This window comes from Rhizobium sp. L43, from assembly GCF_002531725.1.
Taxonomy (GTDB): Bacteria; Pseudomonadota; Alphaproteobacteria; order Rhizobiales; family Rhizobiaceae; genus Rhizobium.
Window position 1 is genome coordinate 19,508 of record NZ_NWSQ01000042.1, and the last position, 16,772, is coordinate 36,279.

At 61.7% G+C, this 16,772-nt stretch carries 11 protein-coding genes and 1 pseudogene; all 12 read left to right on the top strand.

Translation table 11 applies throughout. The features are described from left to right. The first annotated feature begins 78 nt into the window (after nucleotides 1–78). The 12 genes and pseudogenes from CO667_RS32165 (at nucleotide 79) to CO667_RS32220 (ending at nucleotide 16,280) form a co-directional block, all read left to right on the top strand. Nucleotides 79–864 (top strand): response regulator receiver protein, encoded by a 786-nt coding sequence (locus CO667_RS32165; RefSeq protein ID WP_096771491.1) that lies wholly within the window; start codon nucleotides 79–81, stop codon nucleotides 862–864. Continuing rightward, complete coding sequence (locus tag CO667_RS32170; protein WP_096771492.1) at nucleotides 861–1,427, top strand: hypothetical protein; 567 nt, start codon at nucleotides 861–863, stop codon at nucleotides 1,425–1,427. The genes CO667_RS32165 and CO667_RS32170 overlap by 4 nt, the downstream gene beginning before the upstream one ends. A gap of 1 nt (nucleotide 1,428) precedes the next feature. Then, entirely contained in the window at nucleotides 1,429–4,824 is a 3,396-nt protein-coding gene (locus CO667_RS32175) for an ATP-dependent helicase (protein ID WP_096771493.1), read from the top strand. Between the two features lie 83 nt (nucleotides 4,825–4,907). Further along, nucleotides 4,908–5,597 carry a multiubiquitin domain-containing protein gene (locus CO667_RS32180; RefSeq protein ID WP_096771494.1) on the top strand — a complete coding sequence of 230 codons (690 nt, stop codon included), beginning with the start codon at nucleotides 4,908–4,910 and terminating at the stop codon, nucleotides 5,595–5,597. Beyond that, complete coding sequence (locus CO667_RS35140; protein WP_141399549.1) at nucleotides 5,597–5,983, top strand: E2/UBC family protein; 387 nt, start codon at nucleotides 5,597–5,599, stop codon at nucleotides 5,981–5,983. The genes CO667_RS32180 and CO667_RS35140 overlap by 1 nt, the downstream gene beginning before the upstream one ends. Beyond that, nucleotides 5,980–7,326 (top strand): ThiF family adenylyltransferase, encoded by a 1,347-nt coding sequence (locus CO667_RS32185; RefSeq protein ID WP_170961490.1) that lies wholly within the window; start codon nucleotides 5,980–5,982, stop codon nucleotides 7,324–7,326. The genes CO667_RS35140 and CO667_RS32185 overlap by 4 nt, the downstream gene beginning before the upstream one ends. After that, nucleotides 7,319–8,794 (top strand): phosphotransferase, encoded by a 1,476-nt coding sequence (locus tag CO667_RS32190; protein WP_096771496.1) that lies wholly within the window; start codon nucleotides 7,319–7,321, stop codon nucleotides 8,792–8,794. Before CO667_RS32185 ends, CO667_RS32190 begins: the two co-directional genes overlap by 8 nt. A 62-nt stretch (nucleotides 8,795–8,856) precedes the next feature. Continuing rightward, the gene (locus CO667_RS32195; protein WP_141399551.1) at nucleotides 8,857–9,336 is read left to right on the top strand and encodes a DUF6527 family protein; all 480 of its coding nucleotides are present in this window, start codon (nucleotides 8,857–8,859) and stop codon (nucleotides 9,334–9,336) included. An 826-nt stretch (nucleotides 9,337–10,162) separates the two neighbouring features. Then, nucleotides 10,163–11,335 (top strand): transposase, encoded by a 1,173-nt coding sequence (locus CO667_RS32200; RefSeq protein ID WP_245424589.1) that lies wholly within the window; start codon nucleotides 10,163–10,165, stop codon nucleotides 11,333–11,335. Next, complete coding sequence (locus CO667_RS36080) at nucleotides 11,335–11,811, top strand: transposase (protein ID WP_239621097.1); 477 nt, start codon at nucleotides 11,335–11,337, stop codon at nucleotides 11,809–11,811. The genes CO667_RS32200 and CO667_RS36080 overlap by 1 nt, the downstream gene beginning before the upstream one ends. 647 nt (nucleotides 11,812–12,458) lie before the next feature. Then, nucleotides 12,459–13,376 (top strand): recombinase family protein, encoded by a 918-nt coding sequence (locus CO667_RS32205; RefSeq protein WP_096772351.1) that lies wholly within the window; start codon nucleotides 12,459–12,461, stop codon nucleotides 13,374–13,376. A gap of 1,782 nt (nucleotides 13,377–15,158) precedes the next feature. Continuing rightward, nucleotides 15,159–16,280, top strand: a pseudogene (locus CO667_RS32220) (IS110 family transposase). The last annotated feature ends 492 nt before the right edge of the window (nucleotides 16,281–16,772 follow it).

A 16,772-nucleotide genomic window follows, 5' to 3' on the forward strand; every position in this document is an offset into this window, starting at 1 on the left:
GCCCCGCTCGACATCAACTTAAAGATGTTGGATTCTCGAAATGTGATTCGAATCGAATTTTGACGCGGAGCCGACAAAATGAACCCGCGGACCATTCCGCCGCTCAGCAAATATACGAGAATGACCGAGGTCGAGACCGAGCTTGCCGGACTTGAAACGCTTGGGTTCGACGAGCTTATTACGCGTTGCGAAATTTCCGACCGCTCGAACCCCGGCTATATACGCTCGGAATCGCTGGTCTACAGGATGCGGGCGACGCGGTCGGACAATAATGACGCAAGGTTCAACCGGTTGTTTGTGCTTTTTCTCCGGCGCATCGCCCGCGCCTTGCCGCGTGCCGAACGCACGGTCGACGGCAAGGTTCTGGTCGATGCGGCCACGAAAGACATCAACGATGCGGCACTCGACCGTATTCGCCTTCTCGTCAGCCTTGACCGCAGTGGCGGCGACCGTCTCGATTTCTACGAGGTCCATTTCGACGAGGCGGTCGCGAAGCTTCGCCTGAGCGCACGCAGGCGTGTCTCCGTTCGCGCCGAACGCGAGACCCCGATCGAAGTCGATGACGACAGCGGGGCTCTCGTCGCGTCGGCCCAGACGACCGGCGCGCATGCAAATGATGCGGATGATGCAATTCTTTCAGATCCTATTTTCCGGCCTCGGCTGTTGGCGGCGATTGATGCTTTGCCACAGGAACAAAAGGAGGTCATCACCATGACGCTTGCAAATATCCCGAGCCAGTCGAGCGATCCCGATATTGCTTCAATCAGCGGCCTCTTGCACTGCGATCCGCGCACCGTGCACAATCGCCGCAAGCGGGCTATTGCGGCATTGCGACAGGCGCTCGGCCTCGGAGAGGACAAATGAGCAAAGATCAGCCGACCCCTGAGACATTGCTGACAAGCTTCGCCGTCGATTTCCGCAAGGATCCCGTCTCGCTCGGCCGCTACTGTCAGCGCTATCCGCAGAATACGCACGACTTCGTCGCGCTCGCCCATGAACTGCTCTTGTTGCAGAGCGTTGAACAGGACACTCCCATCGACGCGGCCACCGATCGATGGATTGCCAACCTCACCCCTACCGGCCCGTCCCGGACCAGTCCCTTTGCGGGCCTTGATCGTTCGGCCTATGCCGCGCTCCGCGAGAGCCTCGGCGTTCCTGGCCCCGTCATCAACGCCTTTCGCGATCGATTGATAACGCTCGGGAGCGTGCCGTTGTCCTTCCTGGAAAAGTTCGCCGCCGGGCTGAATGTCGGCATCCAGGAACTTGCGGACTATCTTTCCGCTCCTCCGAGCCTGTCGCGCGGGGTCCAGTATAAGTCGGACGGCAAGCCTGGGGCGGCAAGCGACAAGCTGAGTTTCAAGGCAGTGCTGGAGGAGGCGAATGTCTCCCCGGAACACGTTGCAGAACTTCTTCTCGACGAGGACTAGGATGGATACGGTCGAACTCGGCCGTCAGGAGGCCGCAAGGATCCACGCCCGTCTGGTTGAACAAGGCATAGATCCCTGGGACCCGCTGGCGCTGGTGGAAGCGGCCGCCGATCGCTGCGGCATCGTCGACATAACCGGTTTGAAGCCGGGCGGCGCGCTTCTGGCCCAAGCACGTGCGAGCTACGACCCGCACAGCCATAGCATTCTGCATGAAGACACCGGCAATGCGTTCATGAACGCCTTCCTGATCGGCCACGAAATCGGCCATGCCACCCTCGGTGACGCGCGATTGCCCGACCAGGCGCGCGACCCAGATCCGGCTCGTTCGGTCGAGGCGGCCCCCGATGGCGAAGAGCGCGTCGCCGATTATAGCCGCAAGTCGCGTCGCGAGGTGCAGATGGACCTCTTTTCGCGCGAGCTGCTGATGCCGCGCGCATTCCTGCGTGAGCAACACCTGGCGGGCATGAGCGCGAACGCCATAGCGGCGAAGCTGGGCGCGCCCTTTGGCGCGGTTGCCCAGCAATTGCTGGACGCGCTACTCTTGCCGTCGGTCGAGCTCAGACAGGACGCCTGCGACACGTTGCCGCTGAACGATCGTCAGGCGCGCGCCGCAGCCCATCGCGGTGGTGCCTTTCTGCTCGAGGCGGGCCCGGGTACGGGCAAGACGAAGACCCTCGTCGGCCGCATCTGCGACCTCATCGACAAGGATGCGGTCGACCCGCGTACCATGGTCGTCCTGACCTATTCCAACAAAGCGGCCGGCGAATTGTCGGAGCGTATTGCAAAGCGTGCGCCGCAAGCGGCAGCGGCCATGTGGATCGGCACCTTCCACGCCTATGGCCTCAATCTGGTGCGCAGCTATCATAGGGAGCTCGGATTTGCTCGCGAACCACGGCTGCTCGATCGCACCGAAGCCATCGATCTTATGCTCGACAGGGTCGCCGGTCTCGATCTTGCCCACTACCGGGATCTCTCCGATCCGACTGACAAGCTGCGCGATCTCCTGTCTGCGATCTCCCGGGCGCAGGATGAGGTCGTGCTTGCGCCAGATTATGCCGCTCTCGTCGACAAGTTGGCCGCTTCGGACGGCGCGTCGGGCGGACGGGCGGACCGGGCCCGCGAAGTCGCGCGCGTCTATGAGAGCTACAGCGACCTGAAGAGGTCGCTCGACTGCGTCGATTTTGGCGATCTCGTCGCCTTGCCGACGCATTTGCTTGAGACGCGCCCCGAGATCGCGCGCGCCGTCGCCGCCGATATCGGCCATATCCTTGTCGACGAATATCAGGATGTGAACCGGGCAAGCGTGAGGCTCCTGCAGCAATTGAGCCCGGGTGGTCGCAACCTGTGGTGCGTCGGCGATGTCCGTCAGTCGATCTATCGCTTCCGGGGCGCATCATCCTTCAACCTTTCCCGTTTCGAGACGCAGGATTTCAAGGGCGGCAGTCGCGATCAGCTGGAGGTGAACTATCGCTCTGTGGGCGAGATCGTCGACAGCTACCAAGCCTTCGCGGCTGGCATGCAGATCGAAGGGGCCACGCCCATGGCACTGAAATCGAACCGCAGGGCCAGCGGCAATCCGGTCGAATTCCGCTCCGTCGACGGCGACACCGAAAGGGAAATCGACGCTCTCGCCGACGGCATCCTGGAAATGCGCAATGCCGGTCATGCCTTCCGCGACCAGGCGCTCTTGTGCAGCGGCAACGACCGGCTCGCCAAGATCGGCGCCGGCCTCGAGGCCAGGGGCATTCCCGTCCTCTATCTTGGCAGTCTGTTTGAGCGGCCGGAGGTGAAGGATCTTTTGGCATGGCTTTCGCTGTTGATCGACCGGCGCGCCATGGCGCTTGCGCGCGCGGTCGCCACACCGGGGCTGACGATACCGCTTGGCGATCTTGGTCGTTTCAATGAAGCGCTCAATAACGACACGGCCAGACCACTCGATTGGATAAAACACCCGCCTGCCGGCCTCAGCGAGCCAGCCGCGGCGGCCGTTGCCGCCTATTCCTCCTTGCTTGCCGGCTTCGACGCCAATTCTCCGCCCTGGGATACCCTCGCGCAATTGTTGCTCGACCGCAGCCGTATGGCGGCACAGATTGCCGGCGCCGGCAACATGCAGGCGCGCGCAAAAGGGATCGCCCTTTGGCAGTTAATGAATTTCGTGCGGACCCAGCCCGCAGGCCGCACCGGAGCCATTTCCGCCCTGCTCGAGAGGATCCGCCGGCTTGTACGCCTCTCCGACGACCGGGACCTGAGACATATTCCGCAGGCGGCAGGCGGCATCGACGCGATGCGGTTGATGACCATGCATGCCAGCAAGGGCCTTGAGTTTCGCGTCGTGCACATCCCCGGCATGGCGAAGGGTACCTTGCCGCGCAACGCCGCCGCGCCAGCCTGTCCGCCGCCCGACGGCATGATCGAAGGATCGGACCTTGACGGCGAACGTTTCAATGATCGCGAGCATATGCAGGAGCAGCAGTGTCTGTTTTATGTCGCCCTGTCGCGGGCGCGCGATCGGCTCCTCGTCTACGCGCCCGGCCGCACGAAAAAGTCCGAGCGGCAGCCCTCACCCTTCATCGCCCGGCTCGGATCCGGCCTGTCTCGGCTCGGCGTTACGCCGTCCAGCTTCGATCTGCCGCCCGACAACCCGTCGATCGCGATAATCTATCGCGGACAGCCCCTCTTCCGGCAGAGCGAGCTTGCCCTCTACGAGCGCTGTGCGCGCCGTTTCTTTTATACCCATATCCTCAAACTCGGCGGCCGGCGTACCACGACCGCCTATGAGGACATGCACGAGATCGTCCGGCAGGCGGTCCGCGAGCTGATCGCCACCGGCACCATCGCGGCGGAGGCGGCCGGTCCGGATGAGATCGTCGAACGTCTCTGGTCGGCCTCGCCTCTTGCTGCATTGCCGGCCGCGCCGGCCTATCGCCGCCTTGCCGGCGAACTCGTCCGGAATTTCGTCGCCATGAACGACGGCAGGCCCGTCGCCCCGCCGGACCGCCTGTCCTTTACGCTCGCCGGGGCAACGATCGAAATCGAGATCGACTATGCGCAGACGGATGCCGCCGGCGTCATGCGGGCATTGCGGCAGGTCCAGACGGGCCACAGGCGCACGACGGCGATGGAAGGCGCTGCCGTCATGGCGACGCTCCTTGCCGTCAACGATCAGGCACCTGGCTGCAGCGCCGAAATCTTGTTTCTTTCCGACGCAGGCCACGAACGGCTCAGCCTGCAGGATGGGCCGCTCGACACGCGGCGGCGCAAGCTCGAGGCCAATATCGCCGCCATACTGTCCGGCCAATTTCCGACCAAGGCATCGCCGCGCACCTGTCCGAAATGCCCGGCGTTTTTTATGTGCGGAACCGTGCCGGGCGGAACATTCGAAAAAAATTTCGCCTGACCTTTCCGGTTATCGTTCCTCGCAGGGATTGATCCAGTGCACGTCACAGCAGACCGCGGTGACAATCATGAGGATCAATTCCGATGCAAGATAACAGTACCAACAAGGGCCATCCCGCCGAACTCGCCGTCGACGGTATCGTCTTCAAGCCGATCGCGCTTTCCGACCCCGTGCCACTGGGCCGCCAGCTTCTGGGCGCCGGCAAGCTTGCGCCGCCCGAGGCCTATAGCCTCTATGCCATTCTTCAAACCGGTGACTTCGAGGATGTCCGTCTCGACGAAACCTTCGACCTGCGCGCCAAGAGCACCGAACGCTTCATCGCCTTTACCGGTGACCGTATCTTCCGCCTCTTTGCCAATAACCGGGAAATCAAATGGGGTCTCGAAACGATCGACGAGGCGGCGCTGCGCCTGTTCAGCGGTGCGTCGGACAATGAGGCGGTTTTTCTCGAGGTTCGCGGCGGCACCGACCGCCTGATCAAGCAAGGCGAAGCCATCGACCTCACGCGCGACGGCGTCGAGCGCTTCATCACCGCGCCGCGTCCGAAGACCTATCACTTCTTCGTCAATGGCCAGAAGTACGAAACCGACCAGCCGCAACTGACCGGTCTGCAGATCAAGGCACGCGTTTCGGGCTGGAACCCCGAACACGATCTTATGCTGGAAGGCCATGGCGACGATCCGGACCGCATCATCGCAGACGACGAGATCGTCGATCTCGATGTGACGCCTGCGCGCCGCTTCTCCTCTGTCCCGAAGGCGAATTTTGGCTGATGAGCACGATCCTCGAACGTCAATTTGACGAACTCCGGGCGCGCTTTTCAGCCGCCGAAAAACGCCTCTTGCCGAGCGGAACGACGCTCGTGAGCGTGCCGGCCGTCCTGCTGCCCGAAGGATGGTCGGCAAGGCAGACCACGATCCGTTTTCTGGTTCCGGTGGCCTACCCTTACGCCGCCCTGGACTGCTTCTGGGGTGACAATAGCCTCAGGCTTTCCTCGGGCAACCTGCCGCAGAATGCGGCCTCGGACAATGCGATCCCGGAAACCAGCGAAAGCGGGCTGTGGTTTTCATGGCATCTGACAACGCCATGGGACGCAAACCGCGACACGCTGTCGGGCTGGATGAACACCATCATCGACCGGCTACGGAGGATCCAATGAGCGGACTACGTACGCTGCAAGGGACCTGCAGGAGCCTGGCCGACGATCTGCTGGCGGCAACCGGCGCCGAGGCCTGCGCAATCGGCTACGCCCATTTCGACCAGATTACCAAAAGCTGGGTGCTTGCCGAAGCCTCGCCGGTCGACCAGTCGGCCTATGTGAGCCGGGGCCCGACCTCGGTCTGCCTCCACCCCGCCGTCCTGGTCGACATTGCCAATCGAGCGCGCATCGAGCGCCTCAGCCCCGTCATGATCCATACGCATCCGCACGCCGCCGGGAGGCCTGTCTTTTCGTCGATCGACGATGCCGGCGAAAAGGAGATGAAGGCCTTTTTCGACCGGCGTGCCCCGCAGGCAAGTCCATTGGCAATGGTGATCGGACCGCAAGGGCTGAGCGCCCGTCGTCTCGGCCTGCGGACGCCCGTTGACGTCTGGGAGGTCGGAACCGGGCTGACGCTGCTGAGCGACGCGGCGGCAGGCTTCCAGGAGGGCGATCTGCGCCACGATCGGCAGATCCGCGCCTTCGGCCGGGACGGCCAGCAGATGATCGCAAGGCTGAAAATCCTGGTTGTCGGCGCCGGCGGCACCGGATCGGCGACGGTGCAGCAGCTCGCCTATCTCGGAGCCGAAAACGTGACGATCGTCGATCCCGACAGCGTCGAGGCGACCAACCTCAATCGGCTGATCGGGGCGACGGCAGCAGATATCGGCACGCCGAAGGTCGATGTCGCCCGCCGGGCCATGCTTGCCGTCAATCCGAAGGCGGCTGTGCAGGGCATTGTCGGCGATATCGTCGACGGCCCGGTCGCAGGCCTGATCGGCGGCTTCGATTTCATCTTCCTGTGCACGGATTCGCATGCCAGCCGCGCCGTCGTCGGCCAGGCCGCCTACCAGTATCTCGTGCCGGCCATCGATGTCGGCGTCAGTGTGACGGTTGCCGACGGTCTGGTCTCGCACATGACCGGCCGGGTACAAATGCTGGCGCCCGGTCTGCCGTGCCTGACCTGCACCGGTGCCTTGAACGGCGAACAGATCCGCCGTGAGATGCTCACCCCGGCCCAACGCGCAGCCGATCCCTATGTGCTCGGCGCACATGTTCCCCAGCCCGCGGTCGTTTCCATCAATTCGACGGTCGCCTCGCTTGCGGTCACGATGTTCCTCGGAGCCGTCACGGCCATGCCCGCGCAAAGCCGCTTCCAATATTATGACGGCGTGCGCGGCACGGTGAGGCCAACGGCTGCCGCCCAGCGCTGCGGCTGCATCGTCTGTTCACCATCCGGCGCGCTCGGCCATGGCCCAAGCTGGCCGCTGCCCGTCCGCCCCGCAGGAGCACACCATGTTTGACGAACGCCGCAACGTGCTGTGGATCGGTGAAGCGCCCGGCGCACTGATGATGCGCGAGTTTGCCAATCGCCGTTGCATCATAGAACGATGTGATCCGACATCGCTGTTCCCGAATGCCGGCTTCGCACGTAGTGTCGTCGTGAACGTCAATGGGCGACAGGAAGACGAGCTCATCAAGGCGGTCGGACGCGACGCCCTGCAGCTTGTGGATCACGGTCTGCGCGTCGATGTGATTGCGCCCGACGATGCCGCGACGGGCCGTATCCAGGATCGTCTGGGAACGCTTGCCGGCCTACCTTCCGTCGGCCTGCATACCGCGCCTCAAGCGCCCGCCATCGCCGAGGTGATTGCCCGATACGATGCGGGCAAGGTGCCGCGCCTGGACCTCGACATCAACACGTCCGATGACCGCGAGCCACTACGCGAAGCCGACAAGATCCTGTTCAAACGGGCCTTTCCTCACTGCAGCAGGATCGCGCTTGTCGAACTGGGTGGCGGGCGCTCTGCGGCTCGCGTCTTTGCCGTCCATATGATCGTCGACCGTTCCAACATCGGTGCGTGGCCGCAACCGGCATTCGCAAAGCTCGACCGACGCGACAAGATCGCACAGGAACACGACAATTATCGGAATTTCGCGGAGCGCTTCATCCCGTTCGGACTGCGTCCCAATATCGATGAACTGATCCACGGCAGCCAGCGCAGTCTTCTCGTCGGCAGTTTCGTTGACCGCTCGGAATCGCTCTGGACGCTTGCCCGGCGCAATGTCGCAGGATCAGCCATCACCGCCCTCTTGGATGAAACGTTGGGTGGCTGGCGCGACCAGGGTTATGCGAGCGATCCGGTCAGAGGCGCTGTCGCGGTTGCCCTCAGGAACATTGGCGTGTGGAACCCGGATCGGATTGATCCCTGTTATGTCGAGCGTGCCGCCGAGGCCGGGATCTTTGAAACACCTGAGACGTTGTGGACCGCTCTTGCATCACTTGAGCAGACCTATCGACGGGCCCCGATTCATGGTGACCTGCATGGCGACAATGTGCGGGTGCGCGGATCTAGTGCCATCCTGATCGATCTGGCTTCGGTAACGCTCGGGCCTTTGACCGCCGATCTTGCCGCACTCGAAGCCTGGCTGGCATTCGAGTTGCCACCCGACGTCGACCAGCACCGTTATGACGATCCGGAATGGACCACGGTGATCGAACGACTTTATGCACCAACGGCCTTTCGCCATCCCCCCGGGCCTGCTCGCCCGGCAACACGCTTTGCCTGGATCGAAGCGGTTGTCCGCCAGATCCGCACGATGGGGATCGCCATTCAGACCTGCCCCGGCGAATACCAGACCGCCGTCGCCGTGCAGCTCCTGCGGCGCTGCCAATGGGCGGATGGTCCCGATGCCGACCGCGGGCGCCGCGCAAGGGGCTACCGGATCGCCGCCCGTCTTGTCGCCGATCTTTGCGGGGGCGCACCATGACGTCGCCAGCACGCAAGATCCGCTGGCGCGGAAGAGGCGAATATCGTGATGATACCGAAGCCTTGCTCGAACTGCCCGGCGATACCGCCGCCGTCATCCGCACCCGCCCCCGTTCGCTGTTGATAAGATGCCCAGACGGGTGCGGTGACACCCTGGTCATCAACCTTGATCCTCGAGCGGGAAAGGCATGGTCTCTGACGGTCCGGGGCGAGCGTTGCTCGCTTTATCCGTCGGTATGGCGCGAGGACGGCTGCCGCAGCCATTTCATCGTCTGGCGTGATCATATCGTATGGTGCGGGCGCTTCGAATACGGCAATGAAGAACCGTCCTACGACGGTCGCCTCGAAGCCAAGGTCATTGCCGCATTGGATGAAGCGACCTATCGCAGCGGCTCTGATATCGCCATCGATATCGATGAGATCCCGTGGGATGTTCTGAGGGTCTTGCGGCGACTAACCTGGGGCGGGACGGTCGAGGAAGGCGATAAGGACCGCCGAGGACATTTTCGGCTTGCGGGCGCTGACAGCAAGGGCAGCAGGTGATTTGACATCTCCAGCCCAGTGGTTTTGCCGCCATAACCATTCCTTTTGGATCAGGTGCCAGGCGCCCATGCACAGTGATCTCCGATGGATCACCTCTCGGAAGGCTGACGGAACCGATCGAGGTGGCGCCTTGGAGGAGATGTGATGTCGAATAGAAGGCCGCTTAACGCCAATAGGTTAGGTGAATATGGCGAGACAACATTCAGCACTCTACGCGCCAGGGCGGGCCTGATTGCAAACAAGCCTATGCGCGAACGTGCGGGGTAGACTTTTCAGATCGAGGTTCCGCACGCTGCTCTGAAGACGTCGTTTCCTGCCGACGAGCGCTCCATTCCCGATCCACTAGTTTTCAGACAGACGTTTGCCCCACGATAGCGGACACGACCGAAATTACAGGATCCGTCGCGCCGCCTGCGGCGTGACGTCGAGCTTGCCCCTTCCGCCCACGCCCGGGCGCCTGAGCCTCGGCAATAGCCGTGTTGGAACGGGCGAGTACCGCGTCGATCGCAGCTAACTCCGCCGCGGGGGGATCGGAAATCTTGGGCCTCTCCCGTCCCCCGGTCGGCCGTGTCGCGCGGCGGCCGGTAGACCGGTAGCGACTCCTGCGCCACCGAGCCCACCCACCTCTGGTGTAATGTCCCCGCCATGACCGCGGAGTATCCGCAGCCCTCTGGGGTCAGCGCCCAGACGGTAACTGGAGCAGATCTGGGCGCAGCCCTCTGGGGTCAGCGCCCAGACGGTAACTGGAGCAGATCTGGTGGCAGAAGGGATTCCTGTTTTTTGTGAATCATGATTCACTTCCTTTATGACGAAGCGCCGCCTCCCCATGGCCGAGCATGCCGACACGCTGTCGCTGAAGGCGCTGCGGGAGTTGGTGACTGGTCTGGTGGAGCGGGCTGATCGGGCAGAAATCCGGATCGAGAAGCTTGAGGCTGACAACCGAAAGCTTCGAGAAGACAACGACCTGCTCAGGGTAGAGAACACGCGGCTGAAGGTCGACAACCAGCTTCTGCGCGACGAGATTGCGCGGCTTAAAAACCTGCCGCCACGCCCACCCTTCAGGCCCTCGGGTATGGACCAGGCAACGAGCGACAAGGCGGTGGCCGGCAGCCGAAAGCCGGCGCGGCGTCGCGGGCCGAAGGGCGACACGGGGAGCGCCACGCGCGAAGAGGTACTGCCTGCCAGAGCCCCACCTGGATCGCGGTTTAAAGGCTACAAGGATTGCGTGGTCCGGGATCTGGTCGTGCGGGCCGAAGTGGTGCGCTATCGCCGCGAATGCTGGGTGACACCGGAAGGACGCACGATCATTGCGCCGCTGCCAGCAGGGATAAGGGGCGGCTACGGCGCCAGTCTGCGTCGCTTCTGCCTGATGCTTCATAGCCATGGGCAGGTCACAACGCAGCGATTGACGACCTTGCTCAACGATGTCGGTGTCGAGATTTCCAAACGCCAGGTCATCCGGTTTTTGACGCAGCGGCTGGACGGCTTTCATGCCGAGGATGCCGCCGTGCTGCATGCGGGCTTGGTCTCGGCTCCCTTTGTCACGGTCGACGACACTGGCGCCCGTCATGCCAACCGCAATTTCCATACGACACAGATCGGAGGCGAACATTTCACCGCCTTCCGCACTACGCCGTCGAAGTCGCGGCTGAACTTTCTGGCCCTGCTGCGCGGCAACTATCAGGACTATGTTCTCAACGATGCCGCCTTCACCTTTCTGGAAGACCGTCAGGTCGACCCCGCCCTTCTGGCGCGGTTGAACACACGCCAACCGCGGCGGTTTGCCAATCAGGTTCCGTTTCTCGAGTATCTGGCCGCCAATGGGGTCGACATCTTCGACAAAGAAATAATCCGCCCGTTTGCCGAGGCCGGCATCTGGGGCGCCATCCGCCATCATGGTCTGGTCGGCAATGCGGTGATTGTGTCCGATGATGCCGGACAGTTCCGCGTCGGCACCCATGCGCTGTGCTCCACGCCGAACGGTTGCTGCACAAACTGATGCCGGCGACACCCGGCCAAGTACGGCATGTCGAAACCCTGCGGGATCTCATCTGGCGCTTTTACAAGGCCCTGAAAGCCTATCAGCGAAGACCTGATCCGCGTGCAGCCCGGAGCCTTCAGGCCCGGTTCGATCGGATTTTCTCGCTGCGCACCGGTTATGGCGACCTCGACAAACTGCTGTTTCGACTGAGACGCCGCAAGGCAGAACTGCTGCGGGTTCTCGAGCGGCCTGAAACCCCGCTCCATACCAATGCGTCGGAAAGAGATCTGCGCGGATTTGTCATCAAGCGAAAGATTTCCGGCGGCACGGTCAGTCGCAACGGTCGGCAGGCGCGAGACAGCATGCTCGGCCTGATGAAGACCTGCCAAAAGCTCGGCCTGTCGTTCTGGCACTATCTCGGCGATCGGCTGGGGATCAATGACGAAGATCATCCTATTGCACCCCTCGCCTCGATGGTTGCAGCACGCGCCTGAACGCTCTCGGCCCTTCGAGCACCCTGCTCTGCGTCAGACATGCTGATTGTATTGGCATGGCCACCAAATCAGCCCCGCTTACCCCCCGCTTACTCAATATTTCGCCGTTTCCGTTTCATTAACCATATGAATTAATGCCGTTCTTTTCTGTCCTGGAAGCCAGGATGGCATTAACTTCCGTCATCGCTTGCGTCGTTTAGAGTTCGCCTCACTTCCGATAAGTAATGCTTATCGGACGTGATTGCTATAACACCGCAAATCGGCGATGTCGGTCGTCCTGGATGACCGGAAAGGCCCGGTTTTCGGCCTTCTAGGGCGATGTCGGCCGGATTAACCGGACTCGCCCAAGCAGAATTCGACCCGCGCCGTCGGGCCAAGTGATCTGGCGCCGATACCGAAACAGACTTCAATACCCCATGAGCGAGGTCTTAGTCGTTCCACTATCTTCGGAACCATTGGTTTTCCGGCATTTCCGTCACAGAAGCCCGCAGGCACGCGTTTGCCTATGTGGACGGCCCGTCGCTCGTCTTGGGCGACGATTTGAGTCTGGCGGCCCGCTATTCAGAGCTTAAAACACGCTTGCAACTGATCATTTTCTCACGCATTCCTTATCTGTACAAAGCACCTGAAATACCCGTGAGAAAACCATGGCAAAACGGCCAGGCGCCAATCCATCGTCAGCACCCAAACGGCTTATCGGCTATGCACGCGTCTCGACTGATGATCAGGTCCATGATGCGCAGATGGACGAGTTGCGCGCCGCCGGCTGTGAGCGGATTTTTCAGGAGCAAGCATCAGGTGCTTCACGGGCACGGCCCGTCCTAACGAGACTGCTCGGCGAGCTCGCCGCCGGCGACGTGCTTGTTGTTGTCCGGCTGGATCGCCTTGCTCGGTCGGTCAGCCATCTGTTGCAGGTGATCGAGGACCTTGAAGAACGCGGCGTCCATTTCCGGTCGATCCGCGATCCGATCGATACGTCCACACCACAGGGCATGTTTTCCCTTCAGGTCCTCGGCGCGGTCGCGCAGCTCGAGCGGGCGCTCATCGCCGAGCGCACCAAAGCCGGCATTAAGGCGGCGAAGGCGCGCGGCAAGCTTCCTGGAAATCCGGGTCTGCGAGAACGACGGCCGGAGGCGATCAAGGCAGTCACGCAAGCACGGCATAAGTTATATCTTGATGAACTTATTGCATCGGCGCAGACGTGGCTGCCAATGGTGCGGCAACTCCGGCCGCAGCACAGTTGGGACAATGTCGTGCGGGTGCTCAATCGCCGTGGCCACGACTGGACCGTCGAACGCCTTCGTCGCGCTGTTCATCGCATGGTCCGCGAAAAGCTGGCGGAGAAGGAACTCCTTGCTCGGTCCCCTCGCCGCGCTCCCGAAGACTACCTGATGAAGCTGGTGGCAGCGATTGCCATTGCCGATCCCAATCTGTCGCTGCGCGACATCGCCGCGCAACTGGACCAGATGGGAGAACGGCCTGTCCGCGGCGGCAAGAAGTGGCAACCGTCCTCGGTGCGGGTCCTGCTGGACGAAGCCCACCGGTTTGGCCTCATTCGCCGCTGAGGGCACGGTTCATCCGGCAACCGATGGCAGGGTGTTTCTTCTTGCCGCTATTCGACGGCATAGCTTGCAGGTCCGGCTTTGGGGATCTGCAGCGCCAGGACCGCTAGTCGCTATCGCTCCACAGTTTCGGCTCAGCGCCTACATCCTCGACCGCGGAGGCGGCTTCTTCCCCCTGCTCGCCCTCCCTCCCTCGGAACATGCTGCGGCTTCAGCCGCGGCGATTACGTTCCGTAGAGGCGCGCGGGCCATGACCCTCGACGGCGCCATTGAAAGCAGAGAACGGCCCCCTCCCCTCGCGGCCAATCCATCTCGGCCGCACGAAGAATTCGGGCGCGAGCTAGGACCCAGTCAGACAGTGTTTGTTTCATTCAAAATCCCATAAGCGTTTCGGCGTTCTTTCGAGGATGGTCGACAATTCGGTTGGGCCTTTGTCCACGCCGGCAGCTATGATTTCTACAAGAATGACTACGGCCAAAATCTGCGAACATATTGTTTCGCGACCAGCAAGTTCCGACTGTCCTCGGAGCCTGGGAGGTCATCGTCCTGAAGCATCTCGCGGAAGCGTTGCAAAGATTACAAGCTAATGTCTGCTTTCAGTCGTGACAAACATTGTCATTGGTCGCTTGATGGGGATAGGGGGAGCCTGTTGCCTCGGCTCCTCCCTCCCAGCCACCCGGCATCCGGATCCGCACCGGGCGGTTGGAGCAGTTGAAGTCGGCAGGATCGCAGTTCTCCCAGCCTGACGCGTGGCGTTGCTTATCCTGGTGCGGCGGATTTCATTTCTCGCTGCCGTGGCCCTTCGAGCTTCACCCTACCTGCCAGATCGGCGAGCTTCGCTGACGCGACCATCAGAGACCGTTCAAATCAGATAACCAGCGGTTCTCCCTTTCGCTCGTTCGGCCCTTCGTCCGCACTTCCGTGCTCACTACTAAGGCCTCTGCTTCTCGCTCAGGCTCGACACCGTCGCCCTTTGGCGTGAGGCGAGATCTCCCCAGGTAAGAGCGCACTCCTTCACTGCCCGACCGCCGGATCTACGCCACCGCCTCTTGGTCAAGAGAGCTTCGCCGTTCTTTGCCCGCTCGCCCTGGTCGGCACCGCCATATCCGATTCTTGTTCATCGGCCCTCAGTTTCGATCCACGCTTCCTCCTCACGGTTGGTCGCCCTTCCTCAGTTGCGCTTCGCTTCGCTCGCCATGACCAACTTACGTGGGGACTTCCACCCACAAGAGTGCGCCCATGCTGGGCGCACAACACGAAGCTGCTCGATCGGGTCCGTGCATCAACTGACCTTACTACACCAGCCGCATAGAAGGCTGGCGGCCATTCTACCCAGTCAACCGTGACCTTAGAATGTCATGAGATCTTTACGGTCATGACGATCAAAATTGCCCATCAAAACCTGCGAACCCATGGCGGCGACAGGACGGTACCTATCTCGATGGCTGACCTTGTGAAAGGTGGCCCCGAGGAGCTGCACCGTTCCAGAAGCGTCTGAAAAGTCGTTTCGTTTCAAAGTGTTGGAGCTGTGGTCAGCTGACCACTGGAAAACTAGCTGTTGGCGGGGCGTCTTACTCCAAAAAACTCCCTGCCAGTTGGCCCACGACAGCAGGTCGGGCGGAAAAACCTTGATCACTGGACCCGCTGGCTGGCGCTCAATCCTCATCCGGCGGCGATTAGACCGTATGTTCGTAGGGTGAAGGTGGCCCGCCCCCGCGGTAAGCTGAATTCGGGGGTTGCTCTGGATAGGCCGGAGCCGAGCCCCACGCTTAGCGAGGGCGAACCATGAAAGAAGATAGCGTAATTTTCGTCGGCTTGGATACGTCGAAATTGAAGATTTCGGTGGCCATTGCCGACGGAACCCGCAACGGCGAGGTGCGGTTTTTCGGCGACATCTCCTCGGAGCCGGCATCAGTGGCATCTATGGTCAACAAGCTTTCCAAGCGCGGAGCTAAGCTTCATTTTTGCTATGAGGCCGGTCCAACGGTTACGGTCTTTACCGGCATATTGTCGAACTGGGGCATGATTGCGTGGTCGTGGCGCCGTCACTGGTGCCCAAGCGTGCGGGCGACCGGGTGAAGACAAACCGCCGGGATGCCATGGGTCTAGCGCGCCTGCACCGGGCGGGCGAGCTGACCGCAGTCTGGGTCCCAGATGAAGGCCATGAGGCGATCCGCGACCTGGTGCGGGCGCGTGAGGCGGCCAGCGACGCGCTGAAACAGGCGCGTCAGCAACTTCAGTCCTTCTTGTTGCGTCATGGCCGGATCTATGCCGGACGCGAACCATGGACGCGTGCCCATACAAGATGGCTGACTGACATGCCAGGCCTTCGATCATCCCGCCCACCAAATCCTGCTGGCGGAATATTGCCAGGCAGTCGCGGATGCCTGCGTGCGCCTGGATCGGCTGACCAAGCTGGTCGTCGAGACCGCGGCATCCTGGTCAATGGCCCCGGTTGTGGCCGCCTACCAGGCGATCCGCGGCGTCGCGTTCATGACGGCGGTCACCTTTGTCGTCGAGATCGGCGACGTCAGGCGCTTCGATAATCCCCGTCAGTTGATGGCGTATCTCGGTCTCGTGCCGTCGGAAAGCTCAACCGGCGAACGGGTCAAGCGTGGTGGGATCACCAAGGCGGGCAATACAAGGGCTCGAAGGGTACTCATTGAAGGGGCTTGGACATATCGCTTCCCGGCTCGCGTGAGCCCGAAGATCCAGGCGCGACTGGACGACCTACCAAGAACGGTTCGCGAGATTGCTTGGAAAGCCCAGGTGAGGCTTTGCGCGCGCTATCGCAAGCTGATGGCGGCAGGCAAGCCGAAGGTCGTCGCGGTCACCGCCATTGCGCGAGAAATGGCAGCGTTCCTGTGGGCCATCGGGCAGGAGGTCGCTCCCATAGCAAAAGGCTAAAGGCGAATAACCAGCTTGAACAGAGACGCTTAACCCGCAAATTGAAATCATCTGCTGTTGGACAAAGATGGAGGCAGGGCTCCGGTGGGGAACCCTCGCAGGCTCTATGTGGCGGACAATTCCAAGCCCGAGATTAGACAGAGGCAGCCCCAGACGAACACACGGAAATGCGGTACCCAACCCGCGCATAAGAGTATGCCAGCCGTCGTCGAAATGCCCTGTCTCCTCCTTTGTTCAACAGCTACACGCATCGGCTTTCGTCCTCAAAACCGGAAAGAAAGACTCATGACTAAAGAGCTTGCAAACGAACATAAGAGAGCCCGGCGGTTTAGAGTAGGCCAAATGGCGCGGTTACGGCGGTTATTTCAGCATCATTTGTCGGGGTCTGGATCCGAGCGATGCGTGCGGCCGGAATTGGTTGTACAACACGACGACAGAACACCCACGGGACCGAGGTTCGCGAGCTTCTGTATCCGTGGCATCCCTGGTCCG

What these genes read in the sequence shown, in the direction of transcription:
- CO667_RS32165 (WP_096771491.1), top strand. Translation starts at nt 79, where the DNA reads ATGAACCCGCGGACCATTCCGCCGCTCAGCAAATATACGAGAATGACC.
- CO667_RS32170 (WP_096771492.1), top strand. Translation starts at nt 861, where the DNA reads ATGAGCAAAGATCAGCCGACCCCTGAGACATTGCTGACAAGCTTCGCC.
- CO667_RS32175 (WP_096771493.1), top strand. Translation starts at nt 1,429, where the DNA reads ATGGATACGGTCGAACTCGGCCGTCAGGAGGCCGCAAGGATCCACGCC.
- CO667_RS32180 (WP_096771494.1), top strand. Translation starts at nt 4,908, where the DNA reads ATGCAAGATAACAGTACCAACAAGGGCCATCCCGCCGAACTCGCCGTC.
- CO667_RS35140 (WP_141399549.1), top strand. Translation starts at nt 5,597, where the DNA reads ATGAGCACGATCCTCGAACGTCAATTTGACGAACTCCGGGCGCGCTTT.
- CO667_RS32185 (WP_170961490.1), top strand. Translation starts at nt 5,980, where the DNA reads ATGAGCGGACTACGTACGCTGCAAGGGACCTGCAGGAGCCTGGCCGAC.
- CO667_RS32190 (WP_096771496.1), top strand. Translation starts at nt 7,319, where the DNA reads ATGTTTGACGAACGCCGCAACGTGCTGTGGATCGGTGAAGCGCCCGGC.
- CO667_RS32200 (WP_245424589.1), top strand. Translation starts at nt 10,163, where the DNA reads ATGGCCGAGCATGCCGACACGCTGTCGCTGAAGGCGCTGCGGGAGTTG.
- CO667_RS36080 (WP_239621097.1), top strand. Translation starts at nt 11,335, where the DNA reads ATGCCGGCGACACCCGGCCAAGTACGGCATGTCGAAACCCTGCGGGAT.
- CO667_RS32205 (WP_096772351.1), top strand. Translation starts at nt 12,459, where the DNA reads ATGGCAAAACGGCCAGGCGCCAATCCATCGTCAGCACCCAAACGGCTT.